17 protein-coding genes and 1 tRNA gene are annotated in these 16,679 nt (G+C 72.2%); 4 read left to right on the forward strand and 14 right to left on the reverse strand.

Annotation, left to right across the window (positions count from 1 at the left end; all coding sequences use genetic code 11):
* Window positions 1-64 precede the first annotated feature (64 nt).
* A complete protein-coding gene (locus tag KIK06_RS08975; protein WP_268642772.1) occupies window positions 65-310 on the forward strand; it encodes a hypothetical protein in 246 nt (81 codons plus the stop codon).
* Between the two features lie 436 nt (window positions 311-746).
* Here KIK06_RS08975 and KIK06_RS08980 read toward each other — a convergent pair whose 3' ends face one another.
* From KIK06_RS08980 to KIK06_RS09035, 12 genes are all read right to left on the reverse strand, one after another.
* On the reverse strand, window positions 747-1,121 hold the full coding sequence (locus tag KIK06_RS08980; protein WP_268642773.1) for an ADP-ribosylation/crystallin J1: 375 nt from the start codon (window positions 1,119-1,121) through the stop codon (window positions 747-749).
* 369 nt (window positions 1,122-1,490) lie between these two features.
* Window positions 1,491-3,620 carry a LamG domain-containing protein gene (locus tag KIK06_RS08985; RefSeq protein ID WP_268642774.1) on the reverse strand — a complete coding sequence of 710 codons (2,130 nt, stop codon included), beginning with the start codon at window positions 3,618-3,620 and terminating at the stop codon, window positions 1,491-1,493.
* Window positions 3,621-3,797: 177 nt separating this feature from the next.
* Entirely contained in the window at window positions 3,798-4,229 is a 432-nt protein-coding gene (paaI, locus tag KIK06_RS08990; RefSeq protein WP_268642775.1) for a hydroxyphenylacetyl-CoA thioesterase PaaI, read from the reverse strand.
* Complete coding sequence (paaE, locus tag KIK06_RS08995; RefSeq protein WP_268642776.1) at window positions 4,226-5,323, reverse strand: 1,2-phenylacetyl-CoA epoxidase subunit PaaE; 1,098 nt, start codon at window positions 5,321-5,323, stop codon at window positions 4,226-4,228. The genes paaI and paaE overlap by 4 nt, the downstream gene beginning before the upstream one ends.
* 2 nt (window positions 5,324-5,325) lie before the next feature.
* Window positions 5,326-5,847, reverse strand: a complete 522-nt coding sequence (paaD, locus tag KIK06_RS09000) for a 1,2-phenylacetyl-CoA epoxidase subunit PaaD (RefSeq protein ID WP_017600836.1) — start codon at window positions 5,845-5,847, stop codon at window positions 5,326-5,328.
* On the reverse strand, window positions 5,841-6,719 hold the full coding sequence (paaC, locus tag KIK06_RS09005) for a 1,2-phenylacetyl-CoA epoxidase subunit PaaC (protein WP_017600837.1): 879 nt from the start codon (window positions 6,717-6,719) through the stop codon (window positions 5,841-5,843). The genes paaD and paaC overlap by 7 nt, the downstream gene beginning before the upstream one ends.
* A gap of 60 nt (window positions 6,720-6,779) precedes the next feature.
* Complete coding sequence (gene paaB, locus KIK06_RS09010) at window positions 6,780-7,139, reverse strand: 1,2-phenylacetyl-CoA epoxidase subunit PaaB (RefSeq protein ID WP_017600838.1); 360 nt, start codon at window positions 7,137-7,139, stop codon at window positions 6,780-6,782.
* Window positions 7,136-8,104, reverse strand: coding sequence for a 1,2-phenylacetyl-CoA epoxidase subunit PaaA (gene paaA, locus KIK06_RS09015; protein WP_268642777.1), 969 nt, complete (start codon window positions 8,102-8,104; stop codon window positions 7,136-7,138). The genes paaB and paaA overlap by 4 nt, the downstream gene beginning before the upstream one ends.
* Before the next feature lie 96 nt (window positions 8,105-8,200).
* A complete protein-coding gene (locus KIK06_RS09020) occupies window positions 8,201-8,989 on the reverse strand; it encodes an enoyl-CoA hydratase/isomerase family protein (protein WP_268642778.1) in 789 nt (262 codons plus the stop codon).
* A complete protein-coding gene (locus KIK06_RS09025) occupies window positions 8,986-9,867 on the reverse strand; it encodes a 3-hydroxyacyl-CoA dehydrogenase family protein (protein WP_268642779.1) in 882 nt (293 codons plus the stop codon). The genes KIK06_RS09020 and KIK06_RS09025 overlap by 4 nt, the downstream gene beginning before the upstream one ends.
* Complete coding sequence (locus KIK06_RS09030; protein WP_268642781.1) at window positions 9,864-10,646, reverse strand: enoyl-CoA hydratase/isomerase family protein; 783 nt, start codon at window positions 10,644-10,646, stop codon at window positions 9,864-9,866. The genes KIK06_RS09025 and KIK06_RS09030 overlap by 4 nt, the downstream gene beginning before the upstream one ends.
* Before the next feature lie 9 nt (window positions 10,647-10,655).
* A complete protein-coding gene (locus KIK06_RS09035) occupies window positions 10,656-11,891 on the reverse strand; it encodes a thiolase family protein (RefSeq protein WP_268642782.1) in 1,236 nt (411 codons plus the stop codon).
* 245 nt (window positions 11,892-12,136) lie between these two features.
* Here KIK06_RS09035 and paaK point away from each other — a divergent pair, with 245 nt between their 5' ends.
* Window positions 12,137-13,492: a phenylacetate--CoA ligase PaaK gene (paaK, locus tag KIK06_RS09040; RefSeq protein ID WP_017600844.1), complete on the forward strand. Its 1,356-nt coding sequence runs from the start codon at window positions 12,137-12,139 to the stop codon at window positions 13,490-13,492.
* A 146-nt stretch (window positions 13,493-13,638) separates the two neighbouring features.
* On the opposite strand, the gene KIK06_RS09045 is transcribed toward paaK, so the two are convergent.
* On the reverse strand, window positions 13,639-14,436 hold the full coding sequence (locus KIK06_RS09045; protein WP_268642783.1) for an SAM-dependent methyltransferase: 798 nt from the start codon (window positions 14,434-14,436) through the stop codon (window positions 13,639-13,641).
* Between the two features lie 179 nt (window positions 14,437-14,615).
* Here KIK06_RS09045 and KIK06_RS09050 point away from each other — a divergent pair, with 179 nt between their 5' ends.
* Window positions 14,616-15,449, forward strand: a complete 834-nt coding sequence (locus tag KIK06_RS09050) for a nucleotidyltransferase domain-containing protein (RefSeq protein WP_268642784.1) — start codon at window positions 14,616-14,618, stop codon at window positions 15,447-15,449.
* Here the strand turns inward: KIK06_RS09050 and KIK06_RS09055 are convergent.
* Window positions 15,365-16,171 carry a TIGR01458 family HAD-type hydrolase gene (locus KIK06_RS09055; protein ID WP_268642786.1) on the reverse strand — a complete coding sequence of 269 codons (807 nt, stop codon included), beginning with the start codon at window positions 16,169-16,171 and terminating at the stop codon, window positions 15,365-15,367. The genes KIK06_RS09050 and KIK06_RS09055 overlap by 85 nt on opposite strands.
* 431 nt (window positions 16,172-16,602) lie before the next feature.
* Between KIK06_RS09055 and KIK06_RS09060 the strand changes: the two genes are divergently transcribed.
* Window positions 16,603-16,675 (forward strand) — tRNA-Pro (locus KIK06_RS09060).
* The last annotated feature ends 4 nt before the right edge of the window (window positions 16,676-16,679 follow it).

Raw genomic sequence — 16,679 nt, forward strand, 5'->3', positions numbered from 1 at the left:
CGCACAGGACCTCGGTCATGGGTCTGGCGGGTTCGACGTACGCGCTCCACGCGAGGAACCCTCCATGTCCACCGGTGTCGATGCCGGGCCAGCCGGGCGTGCCCGGTCGCGATTGGTGTGGAGGCGCAGCACCCCCAGGTACTCGGGTCGCTGTTCCAGTGCCGTTCCCGGCCACCGCGACGAGGCCGTGGTCGTCGTCGCCGGATACACCCGCGAGACACAGCGCCTCTTCGACTCCAACCCCGGCCTGGCCTCCCGGTTCAACCACCGGGTGGAGTTCCCTCCCACGGCGACGACGAACTGGTCATGACCGTGGAGCGGATGTCGCCCGGCGGATCGGGCGCCTCGTGGGGATGGGCGGGACCACCGCCGAGGACTTCACCACGCTCCTGCCGGAGGACGTCCCGCCCCGCTGACGCGGCGGACCGGGGTCGGGGATCGAGAGGGCACGGGACGGTGCCCGTTCATCCACAGGCACCGTCCGTATCCACCGAACGTCACCGGGGCGTGTCATCCTGGTGGCGGCGGACACCGCGACGGTCACCGGGAGTCACGCGGCCGAGCGCGGCTGGAGAACGTGAGCACACGAGAAGGAGGAGGGCGCCGACCGCCCGGCCGGGCGCCCGCACCCCCCATGGCCACCACCCTCGACCCCCGACAGCGCGTCCCCCACCAGCGCCGTAACTCCGACGACCGCGCCGACCGCGACCGTGAGCCCGTCGTGCTCGCCGACGCCCTGGACGAGGTCATCGACGTCCTGGGCGGCCCGCCCACTCGGGCAGGAACGAACGCACCAGCTCGATCGGCCCGCGGATGTGGGCGTTGAACCCGTCGAGCTCCTCGGCGGGCACCCACAGTTCCAGGATCGTCCGGCCACCGGCCTGACGCACCGGATAGCGGGCGGCGAAGGCCGCGTCGACGTGGAATCGTGTGACGTGGCCCTCGCCGTCACGGGGTAGGTTCCAGTCCCGGGCGATGCGGACCGCGTAGTCCTCGTTCAGGACGGGGTAGAAGATGGGCTGTTCGGGCAGCCTCGGCGGCCAGGCCCGCCAGCCGGCCTCCCTGACCAGGGCCAGCTCCTCCGGGCCCGTCGGACGCCACAACGTCAGCACGTCGCGCACACCGTCACCTCCCTCTCGTCGCTCGGACGAGCGAGCATAGGGAGGTTATGGCGCACTCCGCACCTCGTTTTTACCGACACGGCCGAAAATCGGGGCGGGCGTAGGGAACACTGGACCCATACGAAGCGTTCTCACAGGTGAAGCGCCCCATAAGGACCCCGGAGAGACCCCAAGTCCACCCAACTCACCTACCTGAGGGCGTTCACCACAATCCATGCGCGGGTGCTGGTGCCCGTGTCGGCAATGGGGGTTACCGACACGTACTCAGACGCCCACCCGCCTTCCCAGCGGCCGGACCGCACTCAGTGCACCCTGGCCGCGCAGGCTGTGGCCCGCGTTGGGGGACGCGGGCCACAGCTATGTCCGGGGTCAGGCGAGCGCCCATCCGAGGTGGCTGAGGTCCGCCTCCGTCGGTACGCCCTGAAGCACCTGGACGAGGTGCAGGCGCCCGCTCCAGTACCGGTCGGCGCCGTCTCCGGTTGCGGTGGCCCCGATGAGCACGTCGCCGTCGGCGTTCCAGGCCGGACCGGCGTCTGCCGTCGTCACCGACGTGTAGGGGTCACGCACGTACAACGTGAGCGTGCCGTCGGTGTGGTCGTAGACACCCACCAGGTGGACCTGCTCCCCCTCCCGCGCGGGCGCGTCGGAGGCGACCCGGTGCACCCGGGTGTCCGGCGCGTCCTCGGCCGCCGTCTCGAAGACCCAGTGACCGCTGTCGGCGTCGTAGCCGAGGGAGAAGGCGCTGGCGTGCTCCCCCCTCTGCGACACCGCCACCGCGTCCTGGGACAGGTCGTCCAGTTGGACCACGGCCGACACGGTGAAACTGTGGCCGGTCTCCACGGCGGGTCCGTCCGTGCGCAGGTGCTCCGACAGCTCGTCGTTCAGGAGGACGCCCGAGGGGTCGAGCCAGTCCCCGCTGTTCCAGACCGTGTCGGGGTCGCCGTGCAGGGTGGCGTCGAGGCCGTGGTCGGTACCGTCGGCTGCGGTCTCGCCCTCCGTCTCCTCCAACTGCCATCCGCCTCCGGAGACCAGGGGACGGTTGGCCTGCTCCCACACCTCCGAACGCCCGGTACGGGTGTCGTACCACACCTCGTCACGCAGGGCGCGGTCCCAGACCACGACGTCGTCGACGGAGCCGGACCACCCGAGTTCGGTGCGTCGGGGCGCCAGGCCGCCGCCGATGACGAAGGCCCCCTCAGGGTGCCAGGCCGACACGTGGTCGATCCCGCCCTGGTGGACGCCGTCGACGTACAGTTCGGTCCGGCCGGTCTCCGGATCCTGGGTGACGAGCAGCTGGGTCCACACGTGCGTGCGGGCCGGTTCATCGGACAGCACCCGATGGATGAACCGCGCTCCCGGGGTGTCTCCGGCACTCTGCCGGAAGGCCCAGCGGCCCTCGTCGGCGTCGAAGCCCAGTTGGAAGCCGCTGGTGAAGTCGCCCTCCTGGGACAGCAGCACGCCGTCGGCGGAGGTGTCGTCCAGTCGGGTCCAGACCGAGAGGGTGAACGCGCCGGAGGTGTCGACGACCGGCCCGGCGGTACGCAGGGGGTTGCCGGTGACGTCGGCGGCCGTCCCCTCCCTCCGGTAGTGGCCGGTTCCGGGGTCGTCGCCCACGCGGCCGCGGATCCACTCCAGCGGGCGGGCGGCGGTGGCGGTCCGCTCGGAGCCCCGCACACCGTCCTGAGCGGTGTCGCCCTCGCCCTCGTCGAGGGCGAAGATCGCGACGGGACCGCTCGGCGAGGCCACGCGGACGGTGTACGCCGACTGGCACCCGGAGGTGTTGCCGTAGGGGTCCACGCTCCTGATGTAGAGCGGGAGCGGCCCGTCCCTCTCCGGGGTGATGGTGACGGTCACCTCGCCGCCCGGGACCTTCGTCTCCACTCGGGTCGAGCAGTCAAAGAACCCGTAGTCGTAGGCGACCACGTCCTCGACGCCGTTGGCGTTGAAGGTGAACTCGCCGCTCTCGCCGATGCCGCCGTGAAAGCGGTCGTCGTCCGGGTAGTCCTCGGAGGCGACCACCGGAGGGGACTGGGGTCTGGAGGTGCTGACCTCGACCCAGCACCGCTCGGACCACTCCCCGGCGGTCTCGGTGTCGTGCGCGCGGGCGCGGTAGCTGAACAGGACCTCTTCGGGCAGGTCCGAGGCGGTGACCCACCGGGCGATGGGGTCGATGTCGGGACCCTGGGAGATGGGGTTGGTCTCGGCGGTGCCGATCGGCGTCTCCTCCCCGTCCAGGGTCCACTCGAACTGGCCCTTGACCCGGGTGCTCCCGAATTCCCGGTCGGGGTCGGAGAACACACCGCTCAGCGTGAGCTCGGTGCTGTTGAGCAGGGTGGGCGCGTCCCTGTCGGTGGAGCAGGGCTCGTGGTCAGCCGTGAGGGTGGCGGCGTCCGGCCGATCGGGCGGTCGGTTCTCCTCGGCCAGGACGAGGGAGGGGGTGGCCAGGGACAGGGCCAGCGCGGCCGCGAGCGCGGCCGCGCGGCTCAGTGCACGAGGCATGGGGAACCGTCTCTATCCGGGCATCGATCCCGGAAGTCGACAATGGGGGGAAACAGGAGGAACCTACACACCGGATCCAACTGTTCACAACCTTGTTTGTTTCTCCTCCACCCTCCGTACGCGTCGTCGACACACGTGGGGCCGGACCCTCCGGCCCGGCCCCACACACGTGTCCTGTCAGCCGCCGTTGAGGGTGCGGCTGCGTCCGCGGAACTCGGCGATGACGTCCTCCCCCCGGCGGACGGTCACGTCGACGACGCTGCTGCGCCCGTAGGCGGTCCGCTCCACGGCGGTGGCCACCAGCACGTCGCCCTCGTGGACCGGCGCCACGAAGGTGATGTCGGCGCCGGAGGCCACCGTCACCCCGCGCCCGTCCCGGTTGCACGCGCACGCGAAGGCGGTGTCGGCCAGGGTGAACACGAACCCGCCGTGCGCGATGCCGTGCCCGTTGACCATCAGCGGCCCCACGGCCATCTCCACCGTGGCCGTGCCCGGACCGGCCGCCACCAGCCGCATCCCCAGGTTCTTGGACGCCTGGTCGGCCTCGAACATCCGCCGCGCGGTCTCGTTGCCCCCGTCGGTTCCGAGGCCCTCCTGGACGCCGCTCATGAGTCGAAGTCCACGGTCACGGCGTCGGTCTCGGGCAGCGCCTGGCACGAGAGCGCGTACCCGGCCTCGACCTCCTCCTCGGACAGCGCGTAGTTGCGCCGCATGGAGACCTCGCCGTCGCACACCTTCACCCGGCACGTACCGCACACCCCGCCCTTGCACGCGAAGGGCAGGTCGGGCCGGTAGCGCTGGGCCGCGTCCAGGACCGGCACCCCCCGGGGCAGGGTCAGCGTGGTCGTGCGCCCGTCCAGGACGACCGTGACCTCGCTGGACGGACCCTCCACACCGGGTTCCTCGTGGCGCGCCTGGGGCGGCGGCTCGTCGCCCTCGACGAAGAACAGCTCCTGGTGGATCCGCTCCCCGGGCACCCCGCGTCCGCGCAGGACCCCGCGGGCGTCGGTCACCATGCCGTAGGGCCCGCACAGCCACCAGTGGTCGGCGGCCTCGGCGGCCACGATCGTGTCCAGCAGTCGCTCCAGCTTGGCCGCGTCCAACCGACCGGTGAACAGTTCGGCCTCGCGCGGCTCACGGGAGAGCACGTGGACGAGCTCGAACCGGGGGCCGAAGGCGTCCTTGAGGTCGGCCAACTCGTCGGCGAACATCACGGTGTCGCTGCGCCGGTTGCCGTAGAGCAGCACGACGTGGGAGTCGGTCGCGCGCAGCAGCGACGCGGCCATGGACAGCATCGGCGTGATGCCCGACCCGGCGGCGATCATCACGTGCCGCCCGGAGGTGGTCAGGTCGGGGCAGAACCGGCCGGTGGGGGCGCCCACCTCGATCTCCTCGCCCGGGCGCACCTCGTTGACGAGCCAGGCGGAGAACAGGCCGCCGGGGACCAGGCGCACGCCCACCCTGGGGGCCTGGCCCACGGCCGAGCAGACGGAGTAGCTGCGGCGCTCCTCCACCCCGTCCACCACGCGGCGCAGGGTCAGCGACTGCCCGGGGGCGAAGGCGTACTCCTCGGCCAGGTGGTCGGGCACGTCGAAGGTGACGGCGACGGCGTCGTCGCACAGGCGCTCGACGTCGGCCACCCGCAGCCGGTGGAACGCGGCGCCCCGGCGCGGCGCCGCGGTCTCGGTGGCGGTTGTGGTCACGGTCAGACCTCCTTGACGTGCTCGAAGGGTTCGAGGCAGGAACGGCAACGGTGCAGCGACCGGCAGGCGGTCGCGCCGAACCGGGACAGCTCCTCGGTGTCGGCGGTCCCGCAGCGCGGGCAGCGCGGGACGGTCCGGGTGGGTGACAGGGTCAGCGGGACCGGCCCCGGCGCGCGCCTCGGCGCGCTCCCGGGCGGGGAGATGCCGTGTTCGGCGAGTTTGCGCCTGCCCTCGTCGGTGATCCAGTCGGTGGTCCAGGCCGGGGCGAGCGCGGTGCGCACGTCCACGCGGTCGAACCCGGCCGCGCGCACGGCCCGGTCCACGTCGGCGCGCATCTCGGCGATGGCGGGGCAGCCGGTGTAGGTGGGGGTGATCCACACCGTGACGGTGCCGTCCTCCTCGACCGCCACGTCGCGCAGGATGCCCAGGTCGGCGAGGGTGAGCATGGGCAGTTCGGGGTCGGTGACCGCGGCGGCCGCCGTGCGGGCGCGTTCGCGGGTCTCCTCCCTGGTGGTGGTTACCATGTCGCCTCCGGGTGCTCGCGGGCCACCTTCTGGAGCTCCTCCAGCAGGGGGGCCAGTTCGGGCGTGTGCTCGCCCTCGCGTCCGGCCAGGACCGGTTCGGGGAAGGCGGGCGGGGCGTCCAGGGTGGCCGTGGTCAGGACCTGGGTGAGGACCTCGTGCACCTCGGCGCGCACGGTCGCGGGGTCCACGGCCACGCCCTGGTCGGTCAGACGCGCCTCGGCGGGATGGGTCGCGAAGGGTTCTCCGGTCAGGGGCCACACGTCGGCGACGGCCTGGGCCATGCGTTCGTGGGAGTAGGGCGTCCCGTCGCCCAGCCTCAGGGTCCAGGAGACCGCGTAGTCGCGGTGGTAGGCGAGTTCGTGGACGGCCTTGGCCGCGATCGCGGCCAGGACGGGGTCGCGGCTGTCGGCCAGGCGGGTGAACACGGCCAGTCGGGTGCTGGAGAGCGCCAGGAGGGTGACCACGGCGCGGGCGAAGTCTCCCCTGGGGGCCTCGGCCAGGTGGACGTTGCGGAACTGGGCGGCCGGGCGGTGGTAGGCGAAGGCGTCCTCGTCGCGGCCGGTCCCGTCGGCCTGCCCGGCCCGGGAGAGCAGGAGCCGGGCCTGGCCGAGCAGGTCCAGTGCGATGTTGGCCAGGGCCACCTCCTCCTCCAGCTCGGGGGCGTCGGTCACCCAGTGGATGAGCCGCTGCGCCTGGACGAGCGCGTCGTCACCGAGCATCTGGCAGTAGAGGGCCAGGTCCCGTCCGTCCACCCCCTCGGGCAGGGTGGTGTCCACGCCCGCCAGGGCGTCGGTGAACCCGGTTCCGAAGGCCCAGCGGGCGTCGCCGCCGTGCTCCTCGCTCAGGGCCGTGTAGATGTTGTCGCCACTCATGCTTTCCTCGGTCTCGTCCCGTCACCCTCGGCCTCGGCGGGCGCCCGCCCGGGCGTCCGCTCAGATGTGCGGGACATCGTCGGGGATGGGGTAGAAGGTCGGGTGCCGGTACACCTTGTCGCCGCTGGGCTCGAAGAAGGGGTCCTTCTCGTCGGGGCTGGAGGCGGTGACGTGCTCGGCGCGCACGACCCAGATGCTCACGCCCTCGTTGCGGCGCGTGTAGAGGTTGCGGGCGTTGTGCAAGGCCATACGGTCGTCGGGTGCGTGCAGGGAGCCGACGTGGACGTGGTTGAGTCCGCGCTTGCCCCGGACGAAGACCTCGTAGAGCGGCCACTCGGGACGCGCGGGAGATGCTGCGGCCGAAGGCCGTCCGTTGAGGGCGGTGGCGGGTGACGGGTGGGCGGGTTCCTGGTTGCTCATACCGTGGCCTCCTGGGCGTGCTTGCTGGCGTAGGCGGTGGCGGCCTCGCGGACCCAGGCGCCCTTCTCGTGGGCAGCCCGGCGCCGCGCGATCCGTTCGGCGTTCTTGGGGCCGCTGCCGGAGATGACCTGCTTGAACTCGACCCAGTCGGGTTCGCCGAAGTCGTAGTGGCCGCGCTGGTCGTTCCACACCAGTTCGGAGTCGGGCAGGGTGACGCCGAGCCGCTCGGCCTGCGGGACGGTCATGTCGACGAACTTCTGGCGCAGGTCGTCGTTGGTGTCGCGCTTGATCCGCCAGGCCATGGACTGCTGGGTGTTGGGCGAGTCGGCGTCGGGCGGGCCGAACATCATCAGCGAGGGCCACCACCAGCGGTCGACGGCGTCCTGGACCATCGCGCGCTGGGCGTCGGTGCCCTCCATCATGCGCATAAGCAGCTCGTAGCCCTGGCGCTGGTGGAAGGACTCCTCCTTGCAGATGCGCACCATGGCGCGGGCGTAGGGGCCGAAGGAGCTGCGGCACAGCGGCACCTGGTTGCAGATCGCCGCGCCGTCCACCAGCCAGCCGATGACGCCGACGTCGGCGAAGCTCAGCGAGGGGTAGTTGAAGATCGAGGAGTACTTCTGGCGGCCCTCGATGAGCCGGTCGGTCAGGTCGGCGCGGTCCACGCCGAGCGTCTCGGCGGCCGCGTACAGGTACAGCCCGTGTCCGGCCTCGTCCTGGACCTTGGCCAGGAGGATGGCCTTGCGGCGCAGGCTGGGCGCCGAGGCGATCCAGTCGCCCTCGGGCTGCATGCCGATGATCTCCGAGTGGGCGTGCTGGGACACCTGGCGCACCAGGGTCCTGCGGTACCCGTCGGGCATCCAGTCGCGCGGTTCGATGCGCTGGTCGGCGGTGATCTTGGCGTCGAACTCCGCCTGGCGGACGTCGGCGCCCTCGGGCGGCGCCTGGGCCGTCACGGTGGACATTGCTCGCTCCCCATTCATAACCGAACGTTCGGTCAGTAATTAGTATCCACCGATCCGGCCGCCCGGGCAAGTCCCCCGGCGGCCGGATCGGGCAGGTCAGCGACCGGTGAAGGTCGGCGCCTCCTTGTTGAGGAAGGAGTTGACCGCGCCGACGTGGTCGGCGGTCGCCCCCAGCCGGTTCTGCAACTCGGCCTCCTCCTCCAGCAGGGAGGGCAGCTCACGGGTGCCGCTCGCCGCCGCGCGCACCTCGCGCTTGGCCGCCTCGAACGCCCGGGTGGGCCCCGACGCCAGCCGCGCGGCCACCTCACGGGCGCGCTTCTCCCAGGCGTCGTCGTCCACGACCTCGGTGACCAGCCCCAGCTCCAGCGCGCGGTCGGCGCCGACCACGTCGCCCAGCAGCATCAGCTCCATCGCCCGCGCCTGGCCGAGCGAACGCACCAGCCGGTAGGCCAGCCCCGAGTCCGAGGCCAGGCCGATCCCGGTGAACGCGGTGCCGAACTTCGCCCGGCGTGCGCTGATCCGCACGTCACCGGCGAGCGCGAAGCCCATCCCGGCGCCCACGCAGGCCCCGCCGATACCGACCACGACCGGCACCCGGATCTCCTCCAGGGCCAGGACGATCCGGTTGTAGTGCTCCCGGACGGTGGTCAGCGCCTTCCCGGGCTCCTCCTTCAGGACGCGGGCGTGCTCGGCCAGGTCCTGGCCCACGCAAAAGGCCCGCTCCGACCCCAGCAGCAGCACCGCGCGCGCGGTCCGCGAGTCCGCGGCCGCGCGTAGCGCCGCCAGCAGCTCCTCCTTGACCGCGACCGTCAACGCGGGGCTGTTCAGCCGCACCGTGGCCAGCCCGTCGGCCTCCTCGAACTCCGCCGCCCTGTGTTCGCTCACGCCTGCTCTCCCTCGTCCCAGCTGTGGAAGCCCTGCCCGGTCTTCTTCCCGAGCCTTCCCTCGGCGACCTTACGGCGCAGCAGCTCGGGTGGCGTGAACCGGTCCCCCAGTTCCCTGGCCAGGTGTTCGGCGATGGCCAGCCGCACGTCCAGTCCGACCAGGTCGGTCAGGCGCAGCGGCCCCATGGGGTGCCGGTAGCCCAGCTCCATGGCGGTGTCGATGTCGGCGGGCGAGGCCACGCCCTCCTCCACCATCCGGATCGCCTCCAACCCCAGGGCCACGCCCAGGCGGCTGGTGGCGAACCCGGGGGCGTCGCGCACGACGATCTCCGTCTTGCCCAGGGCGCCGACCCAGCCGCGCACCGAGGCCACGACCCCGGCGTCGGTGTCCGGGGCGGTGACGATCTCCACCAGCTTGGAGGCCGGGACGGGGTTGAAGAAGTGCGTGCCCAGGAACCGGCCGGGGCGCTTGAGCGCGGCGGCCAGGTCGGTCACCGACAGCGAACTGGTGTTGGAGGCCAGGACGGTCTCCTCACCCACGGCGGCCTCGGCGGCGGTGAGCACCGCGATCTTCAGGTCGGGCCGTTCCGGGACCGCCTCCACGACCAAGCCGGTGTCGGTGGGAATGGCGGCGGTGTCGGTGACGGTGGTCAGCCGCTCCAGGTAGGCGGCGGGCTCGGCGTCGATCTTGCCGCGCTGGCGCGCCTTGTCCAGGCCGGCGGCCACCCGGCCCCGCCCCGCCTCGGCGGCCTCGGCGGTGGCCTCCACCAGCACGACGTCCGCGCCGCGGGTGAGGAACTGCTGGACGATACCGGCGCCCATGGTGCCGCCGCCGATGACGGCGACGGTCGCGGGCACGCCCGTGTCGGTGCTGCTCAACGCTTCTTCCTCTCCAGGAAACGGGTCATGCGGTCGTGCTTGTCGGCGCTCTCGAACAGCACCGCCTGGGTCAGGTCGTCGGCGATCGGGTGCGCCCCGTCGGCGTCCAGCACCATCTTGGTCATCCGCAGCGCCAACGCCGAGGAGGCGGCCATGCGATCGAGGAGGGCGTGTGCCCGCCCGCGCAGCTCCTCGGCGGGCACGATCTCGGCGACCAGGCCGTGCCGCAGGGCCGCCTCGGCGTCCAGCCGGAACCCGCCCAGGAGCACCTGCTTGGCGACCGACGCCCCGACCAGCTCCCTCAGCCGCCAGCACGCCCCCGCGCCCGCGATGATGCCCAGCCCCGGTTCGGGCTGGGCGAACACCGCGGCGGGCGTGGCCAGACGGATGTCGCAGGCGTAGGACAGTTCGGCGCCCCCGCCCAGGGCGAAGCCGTCGACCGCGGCCACGGTGGGCGCCGGGAGCCGGTGCAGCCGCTCGAACAGGCGGCTGTTGATCCCGGCCATCGCCTCGGCGCGACCGCGGTCACGCAGTTCGGCGATGTCGGCGCCGCCGGCGAACACGTCTCCGTGACCGGTCAGCAACAGGGGCCGGGGATCGGCCTCCACCCGGGCGCACACCTCGTGCAGCTCGGCGATCATCGCCCCGTTGATCGCGTTGCGGGCCTTCGGGCGGTACAGCTCCACCACCACGCGGTCCTCGCGCCAGTCCACGCGCAGCGTCGCGAAGCCGCCGTCCTCGTCGGCGGTGCCCTCGCCGCCGTCCTTGACGTCGCTCATCAGCCCCCCTCAGACCCGCTCGACCAGGAGGGCGGCGCCCTGGCCGACCCCCACGCACAGGGTGGCCAGGCCGCGCCGGGTGTCCTCGCGCTCCATCCGGCCCAGCAGGGTGATGAGGATGCGCGCGCCGGAGCTGCCCAGCGGGTGGCCCAAGGCGATCGCGCCGCCGTCGGCGTTGACCCGCTCGGGGTCGAGCCCCAGCTGCCGCACCACGCCCAGGGACTGGGCGGCGAAGGCCTCGTTGAGCTCCACCGAGCCGACCTCGTCCAGCTTCCACCCGGCGCGGGCGAGCACCTTCTCGGTGGCGGGCACCGGACCCAGGCCCATGACCTGCGGGGGCACACCGGCCGAGGCTGAGGCCACCACGCGGGCGCGCGGGGTCAGGCCGTGGCGCTGGACGGCCTCGGCACTGGCCAGCACCAGGGCGGAGGCGCCGTCGGACAGGGAGGAGGAGTTGCCCGCCGTGACGATGCCGCCCTTGCGAAAGACCGGGCGCAGCTTGGCCAGGGACGCCTCGTCGGTGTCGGGGCGGGGCCCCTCGTCGGCGGTGACCTCGTGGGTGGCGCCCTTGCGGCCGGTGACGGTGACCGGGACGATCTCGCGGTCGAACCGGCCCGCCTCGGCTGCGGCGACGGCGCGCTGGTGGCTGCGCAGGGCGAAGGCGTCGCACTCCTGGCGCGTCAGCCCCTCCAGGACGGCGACCTCCTCGGCGGTCTCGCCCATCGACAGCGTGTAGCGCAGGTCGTTCGGGGCGGCGTCGGCGGGGGCCTGGGCGTCGTGGTCGGCGAACCGGGGGTTGGTGAAGCGCCAGCCCAGCGAGGTGTCGGCGACCTCGCCCGGCTTGGCCCAGGGGGTGCCGGGCTTGGCCATGACCCAGGGGGCGCGGGTCATCGACTCCACACCGCCCGCGACCACCACGTCGGCCTCACCGGCGCGGATGGCCTGGGCCGCGGAGGCCACCGCGGTCAGGCCGCTGGCGCACAGGCGGTTGACGGTGTACCCGGGCACGGACGGGTCCAGGCCCGCCAGCAGCGCCGCCATCCGCGCGACGTTGCGGTTGTCCTCTCCCGCCTGGTTGGCGGCGCCGAGGATGACCTCGTCCACGGACCCACCGGGGACACCGGACCTGCGCACGGCCTCGGCCACCGCCGTGGCCGCCAGGTCGTCGGGCCGCACGGCCGCCAGCGCGCCTCCGTACCGCCCCTGCGGGGTGCGCACCCCGTCGACCAAGTAGACGTCGCTCACGCGGGGCCTCCCATGTTGACGGCGGTGGCCTGGGCCACCGTCTCGTGTGAACTCATCGACACCTCTCCTTGACACGGCTGCCCGGAGACTGCATTAATGCATTAGTAACCGAACGTTCGGTAAGTAAGCAAGTCGGCCCGCCCCGTAGCGGACCGGCGCCCACCTCGAATGCGCGGCGTTCGCGCCGCCGCGCCCTTCCGTCCGGCGTGGCGGCCCTCCGCGCTCCGCACCACGGAGAGTCTCATATGGCCATCGACGACACCATCCGGCGGTCGACCGGTGCCGCACCGCGCACACGCCTCGGGCAGGCACCCGCACCCGAACTCCTGGACCCGGCCGAGCGCATGGGTGTCGACGAACTGCGCGCCCTGCAGCTGGAGCGCCTGCGGTGGAGCCTGGAGCACGCCTACACCAACGTGCCCTTCTACAAGCGCACCTTCGACGAGGCCGGGGTCCATCCCTCCGACCTCAAGGAACTGGCGGACCTGCGGCACTTCCCGCACACCACCAAGGCCGACCTGCGCGACCACTACCCCTTCGGCATGTTCGCCGTCCCCCAGGAGCGCGTCAGCCGCATCCACGCCTCCAGCGGCACCACCGGGCGGCCCACCGTCGTCGGCTACACCAAGGACGACATCGACGCCTGGGCGACCGTCGTCGCCCGCTCCATCCGCGCCGCCGGCGGCCGCCCCGGCCACAAGGTGCACGTCGCCTACGGGTACGGACTGTTCACCGGCGGACTGGGCGCCCACTACGGCGCGGAGAAGCTCGGCTGCACCGTCATCCCCGCCTCCGGCGGACAGACCGCCAAGCAGGTCCAGCTGATCCAGGACTTTCGCCCCGAGATCATCATGGTCACCCCCAGCTACATGCTCACCCTGCTCGACGAGTTCGAGCGCCAGGGCGTCGACCCGCGCACGACCTCCCTCAGAGTCGGGATCTTCGGCGCCGAACCCTGGACCGAGCAGATGCGCCAGGAGATCGAGGAACGCTTCGACCTGCACGCCGTCGACATCTACGGCCTGTCGGAGGTCATGGGCCCCGGCGTGGCCAACGAGTGCGTGGAGACCAAGGACGGCCTGCACGTCTGGGAGGACCACTTCCTGCCCGAGATCCTGGACCCGGTCACCCACGAGGTCCTGCCCGACGGTGAGTACGGCGAACTCGCCTTCACCTCCCTGACCAAGCAGGCCATGCCCGTCATCCGCTACCGCACCCGCGACCTGACCACCCTGCGCCCGGGCACCGCCCGCCCCATGCGCCGCATGGACAAGGTCACCGGCCGCAGCGACGACATGATCATCCTGCGCGGCGTCAACGTCTTCCCCACCCAGATCGAGGAGATCGTCCTGGGCCTGGACGGGCTCGCACCGCACTTCCAACTCGTCCTCACCCGCGAGGGGCGCCTGGACCGGATGGCCGTGCGTGTGGAAGCCCGCCCCGAGACCACCGGGGCGCAGCGCACCGAACTCGCCCAGCGGATCACGGCCACCGTCAAGGACCGGGTCGGCGTCAGCGTCACCGTCGACGTCGTCGACCCCGAGGGCATCGAACGGTCCGTCGGCAAGTTCCGCCGCATCATCGACCAGCGCCCCCGCTGACACCGCGGGAACCACGCGTGCCCCGCACCCCGTCCACAGGTGCGGGGCACGCGCGCGTCCCGGCTAGGCAGTGTTTTTGGGGCCTGCGCCCCGCTTCGGCCCGTGTTCGGGCGCCCCCTCAGGTGACCGTTCCAAAAAAACAGACCCTAGTCCTTTCGGGCCACGCCCCCATACTCGGCCACCGGGCGCAGCTCGCCCACCTCGGCTTCCCCGGCACGCCACAGGGAGCACGAGACCACCCCCGGCTCCAGCAGCTCCAGACCGTCGAAGAGCTCCCGGACTCCCGCCGCCGAACGGACCGTCAGCTTGGGCGTCCCCTTCTCGTTCCACGCCGCGGCGACCTCGTGGGCGCGCTCGTGGTCGATGTCGTCGACGGGGTGGGAGATCACCAGGAAGCTGCCCGGGGCCAGGGCGGCCAGCAGACGGTCCAGGATCGAGCGGACCTCGGCGTCGTCGTCGACGAAGTTGATCACGCCGAGCAGCATCAGACCCACCGGCCGGGACAGGTCCAGTGTGCGGGACGCGGCGGCCAGGATCGCCTCGGGGTCGCGCAGATCGGCGTCCACGTAGTCGGTGACGCCCTCACCGGTCCCGGTCAGCAGCGCACGGGCGTGCGCGAGCACCAGCGGATCGTTGTCCACGTACACCACCCGCGACTCCGGCGCCACCGACTGGGCGACCTCGTGGGTGTTGTTGTGCGTGGGCAGCCCCGTCCCGACGTCGAGGAACTGCCGCACCCCCTCCTCCGCCGCCAGATAGGTCACCGCGCGGACGAGGAAACCGCGGTCGGCCACCGCGTTGTCCACGATCTCGGGGAAGAACGAGCGGATCTGCTCACCCATCTCCCGGTCCACCGGGTAGTTGTCCTTCCCGCCCAACCAGTAGTTCCAGATACGGGCGTTGTGGGGGATGGAGGTGTCGATCTTGGGGGCGTTGGAGGACACAGTTCTGCTTTCCGTGGTCGATCAGCCGCACCACCGGCACCCGGCGGCGCCCGACCAGTAAACGGTCTCGATCCCACGAGGGCAAGGGCCGGCGGGCCGATAACCCTTCGCCCGCACCCGCGCGCACGCGCTAACGTGCGCGAACACCCCGGTTCCCGACAGGACCGCCAAGGAGCCCCGTGAAGCACTCCAGCCCCGAGTCCGCCCGCATCGCCGAGCGCGGCACCATCCTGCGCTGTCAGGTCGGCTCCACCGTCCACGGCCTCGCCGTCGACGGGGCCAGCGACCGCGACGAGATGGGCATCTGTGTGGAACCGCCCGAGTACGTCGTGGGCCTGCGCTCCTTCGAGCAGTACATGTACCGCGCCCAGCCCGACCACGTCCGCTCGGCCGCCGACGACCTCGAACTGACCGTGTACTCCCTGCGCAAATGGACCCGCCTGGCCCTGGACGGCAACCCCACCGTGCTGCTGCCGCTCTTCGTCCCCGAGACGGAGATCGTCACCCTCACCGACCTGGGCCGCGACCTGCGTGCCCACCGCCACCGCCTGATCTCCCGCCGGGCGGGCCACCGCTTCCTCGGCTACCTGCGCGCCCAGCGCGAACGCCTGGACGGCACCCGGGGCGGCCGGCACACCAACCGCCCCGAACTGGAGGCCGTCCACGGCTTCGACACCAAGTACGCCTACCACATGGTCCGGCTCGGCCTCCAGGGCGTGGAACTCATGGTGACCGGCGACCTCACCCTGCCCGTCCCCGAACCCGACCGCTCCTGGCTGCGCGCCCTGCGCCGGGGCGAACACACCAAGCGGGAGGCCCTGGACCGCGCCCACGAACTGGAGGACCGGCTCGCCGCCCTGTGCGAGACCACCCGCCTGCCGGATCGACCGGACACCGACTGGGCGGACCGGTGGCTGGTCCAGGCCTATCAGCGGACCTGGTCCTCCTGGTCGGGCGGCGCCCCGTCCGCCTCCAGCAAGGAGGGCACGTCCGCGAACGACGCCACCACGTGATCGGGCATCCCCTCGATGCGGTCCAACACGCCCTCCTCGAACTTGCCCGTGCGCACCAGGACCCCGGTGATCCCCACCCGCTGGGCGGCCAACACGTCACTGACCACGTCGTCGCCCACCATCACCGTGTCCTTGGCCGGGACGCCCAACCGCTCCAGCGCCGCCGTGAAGAACGCCTCCGCGGGCTTGCCCACCACCTCCGCCGCCACCCCGGCGGCACGCTCCAGCGCCACCACGAAGGCACCGGCGTCCAGCCGCATCCCCTCCGCCGTCCGCCAGTACATGTTCCGGTGTATGGCCACCAGACGCGCGCCGGAGCGCAGGTCGTTGAAGGCCGCGTCCATCGTCGCGTAGTCGAACTCCGGCCCGGCCCCTCCGATGACCACCACGTCCGGGTCCTCCCCGACCAGGTCCACCCCGTCCAGGTCGGCGCGGATGTCCCCGCTGTTGACCAGACGGCACCGCGCCCCCGGGTGGTGCCCCGCCAGGTAGGCGGCCAACGCGGTGGGCGCGGTCAGCACGTCGTCCTCGGACACGTCGAACCCCGCCCCGCGCAGCGTCTCGGCGATCGAGGCGCGCGTACGGGAGGTGGTGTTGGTCAGCAGGACCGTGCGCAACCCCGCCCGCCGCAACCGGTCCAGCGCCTCCGCCGCGCCCGGGACCGGCCGCCACGACACGGTCAGGACGCCGTCGATGTCGATGAGGACTCCGCGTGTGCCCATACCTCCATCGGACCACGAACGGCCGCGCGCCCACCAGCCCCCACACCGGCCCGAGGACGGCCCCGCCGACCCGCACGTTCACAGCGACGACCCGGCGCACACCCCGCCACGAGCCGAGATAAGGTTACGCGGCGAAGAGGTACGCGCCGCATCCCGTTCCCACGCGGCACCGGCGCGTCGGGCACCGGCGCGCGTAGACACGGTGCCCGGAAACGACGAACGTAAGGACACACCATGATCGGAACCATCGCGGTCGTGCTCATGATCGTGAGCCTGTCGATGATGATCATCGCCGGCCTGCTCGCCACGATCGTCAAGACCCGCTGAACCCGGCGCGGGTGCGCCCCACCGGGTCGCACCCGCCCCGGCCCGGCCCCGGAAAAACCGGTGGCGCCGCCCCGGGTGTCCCCTGTTAGGCTCCGGGTCCGACACAGCGTGTAGCTCAGTCAGCAGAGCACCCGGCTTGGGACCGGGAGGACGCGGGGGCGGAACCCGCCACGCTGGCCGT

It is taken from the genome of Nocardiopsis sp. EMB25 (genome assembly GCF_026797795.1).
Classification (GTDB): Bacteria; Actinomycetota; Actinomycetes; order Streptosporangiales; family Streptosporangiaceae; genus Nocardiopsis; species Nocardiopsis lucentensis.

Coding starts and splice junctions, on each gene's coding strand:
- KIK06_RS08975 (WP_268642772.1), top strand. CDS start 65: ATGTCCACCGGTGTCGATGCCGGGCCAGCCGGGCGTGCCCGGTCGCGA.
- KIK06_RS08985 (WP_268642774.1), bottom strand. CDS start 3,620: ATGCCTCGTGCACTGAGCCGCGCGGCCGCGCTCGCGGCCGCGCTGGCC.
- paaI (WP_268642775.1), bottom strand. CDS start 4,229: ATGAGCGGCGTCCAGGAGGGCCTCGGAACCGACGGGGGCAACGAGACC.
- paaD (WP_017600836.1), bottom strand. CDS start 5,847: ATGGTAACCACCACCAGGGAGGAGACCCGCGAACGCGCCCGCACGGCG.
- paaC (WP_017600837.1), bottom strand. CDS start 6,719: ATGAGTGGCGACAACATCTACACGGCCCTGAGCGAGGAGCACGGCGGC.
- paaB (WP_017600838.1), bottom strand. CDS start 7,139: ATGAGCAACCAGGAACCCGCCCACCCGTCACCCGCCACCGCCCTCAAC.
- paaA (WP_268642777.1), bottom strand. CDS start 8,104: ATGTCCACCGTGACGGCCCAGGCGCCGCCCGAGGGCGCCGACGTCCGC.
- KIK06_RS09030 (WP_268642781.1), bottom strand. CDS start 10,646: ATGAGCGACGTCAAGGACGGCGGCGAGGGCACCGCCGACGAGGACGGC.
- paaK (WP_017600844.1), top strand. CDS start 12,137: ATGGCCATCGACGACACCATCCGGCGGTCGACCGGTGCCGCACCGCGC.
- KIK06_RS09055 (WP_268642786.1), bottom strand. CDS start 16,171: ATGGGCACACGCGGAGTCCTCATCGACATCGACGGCGTCCTGACCGTG.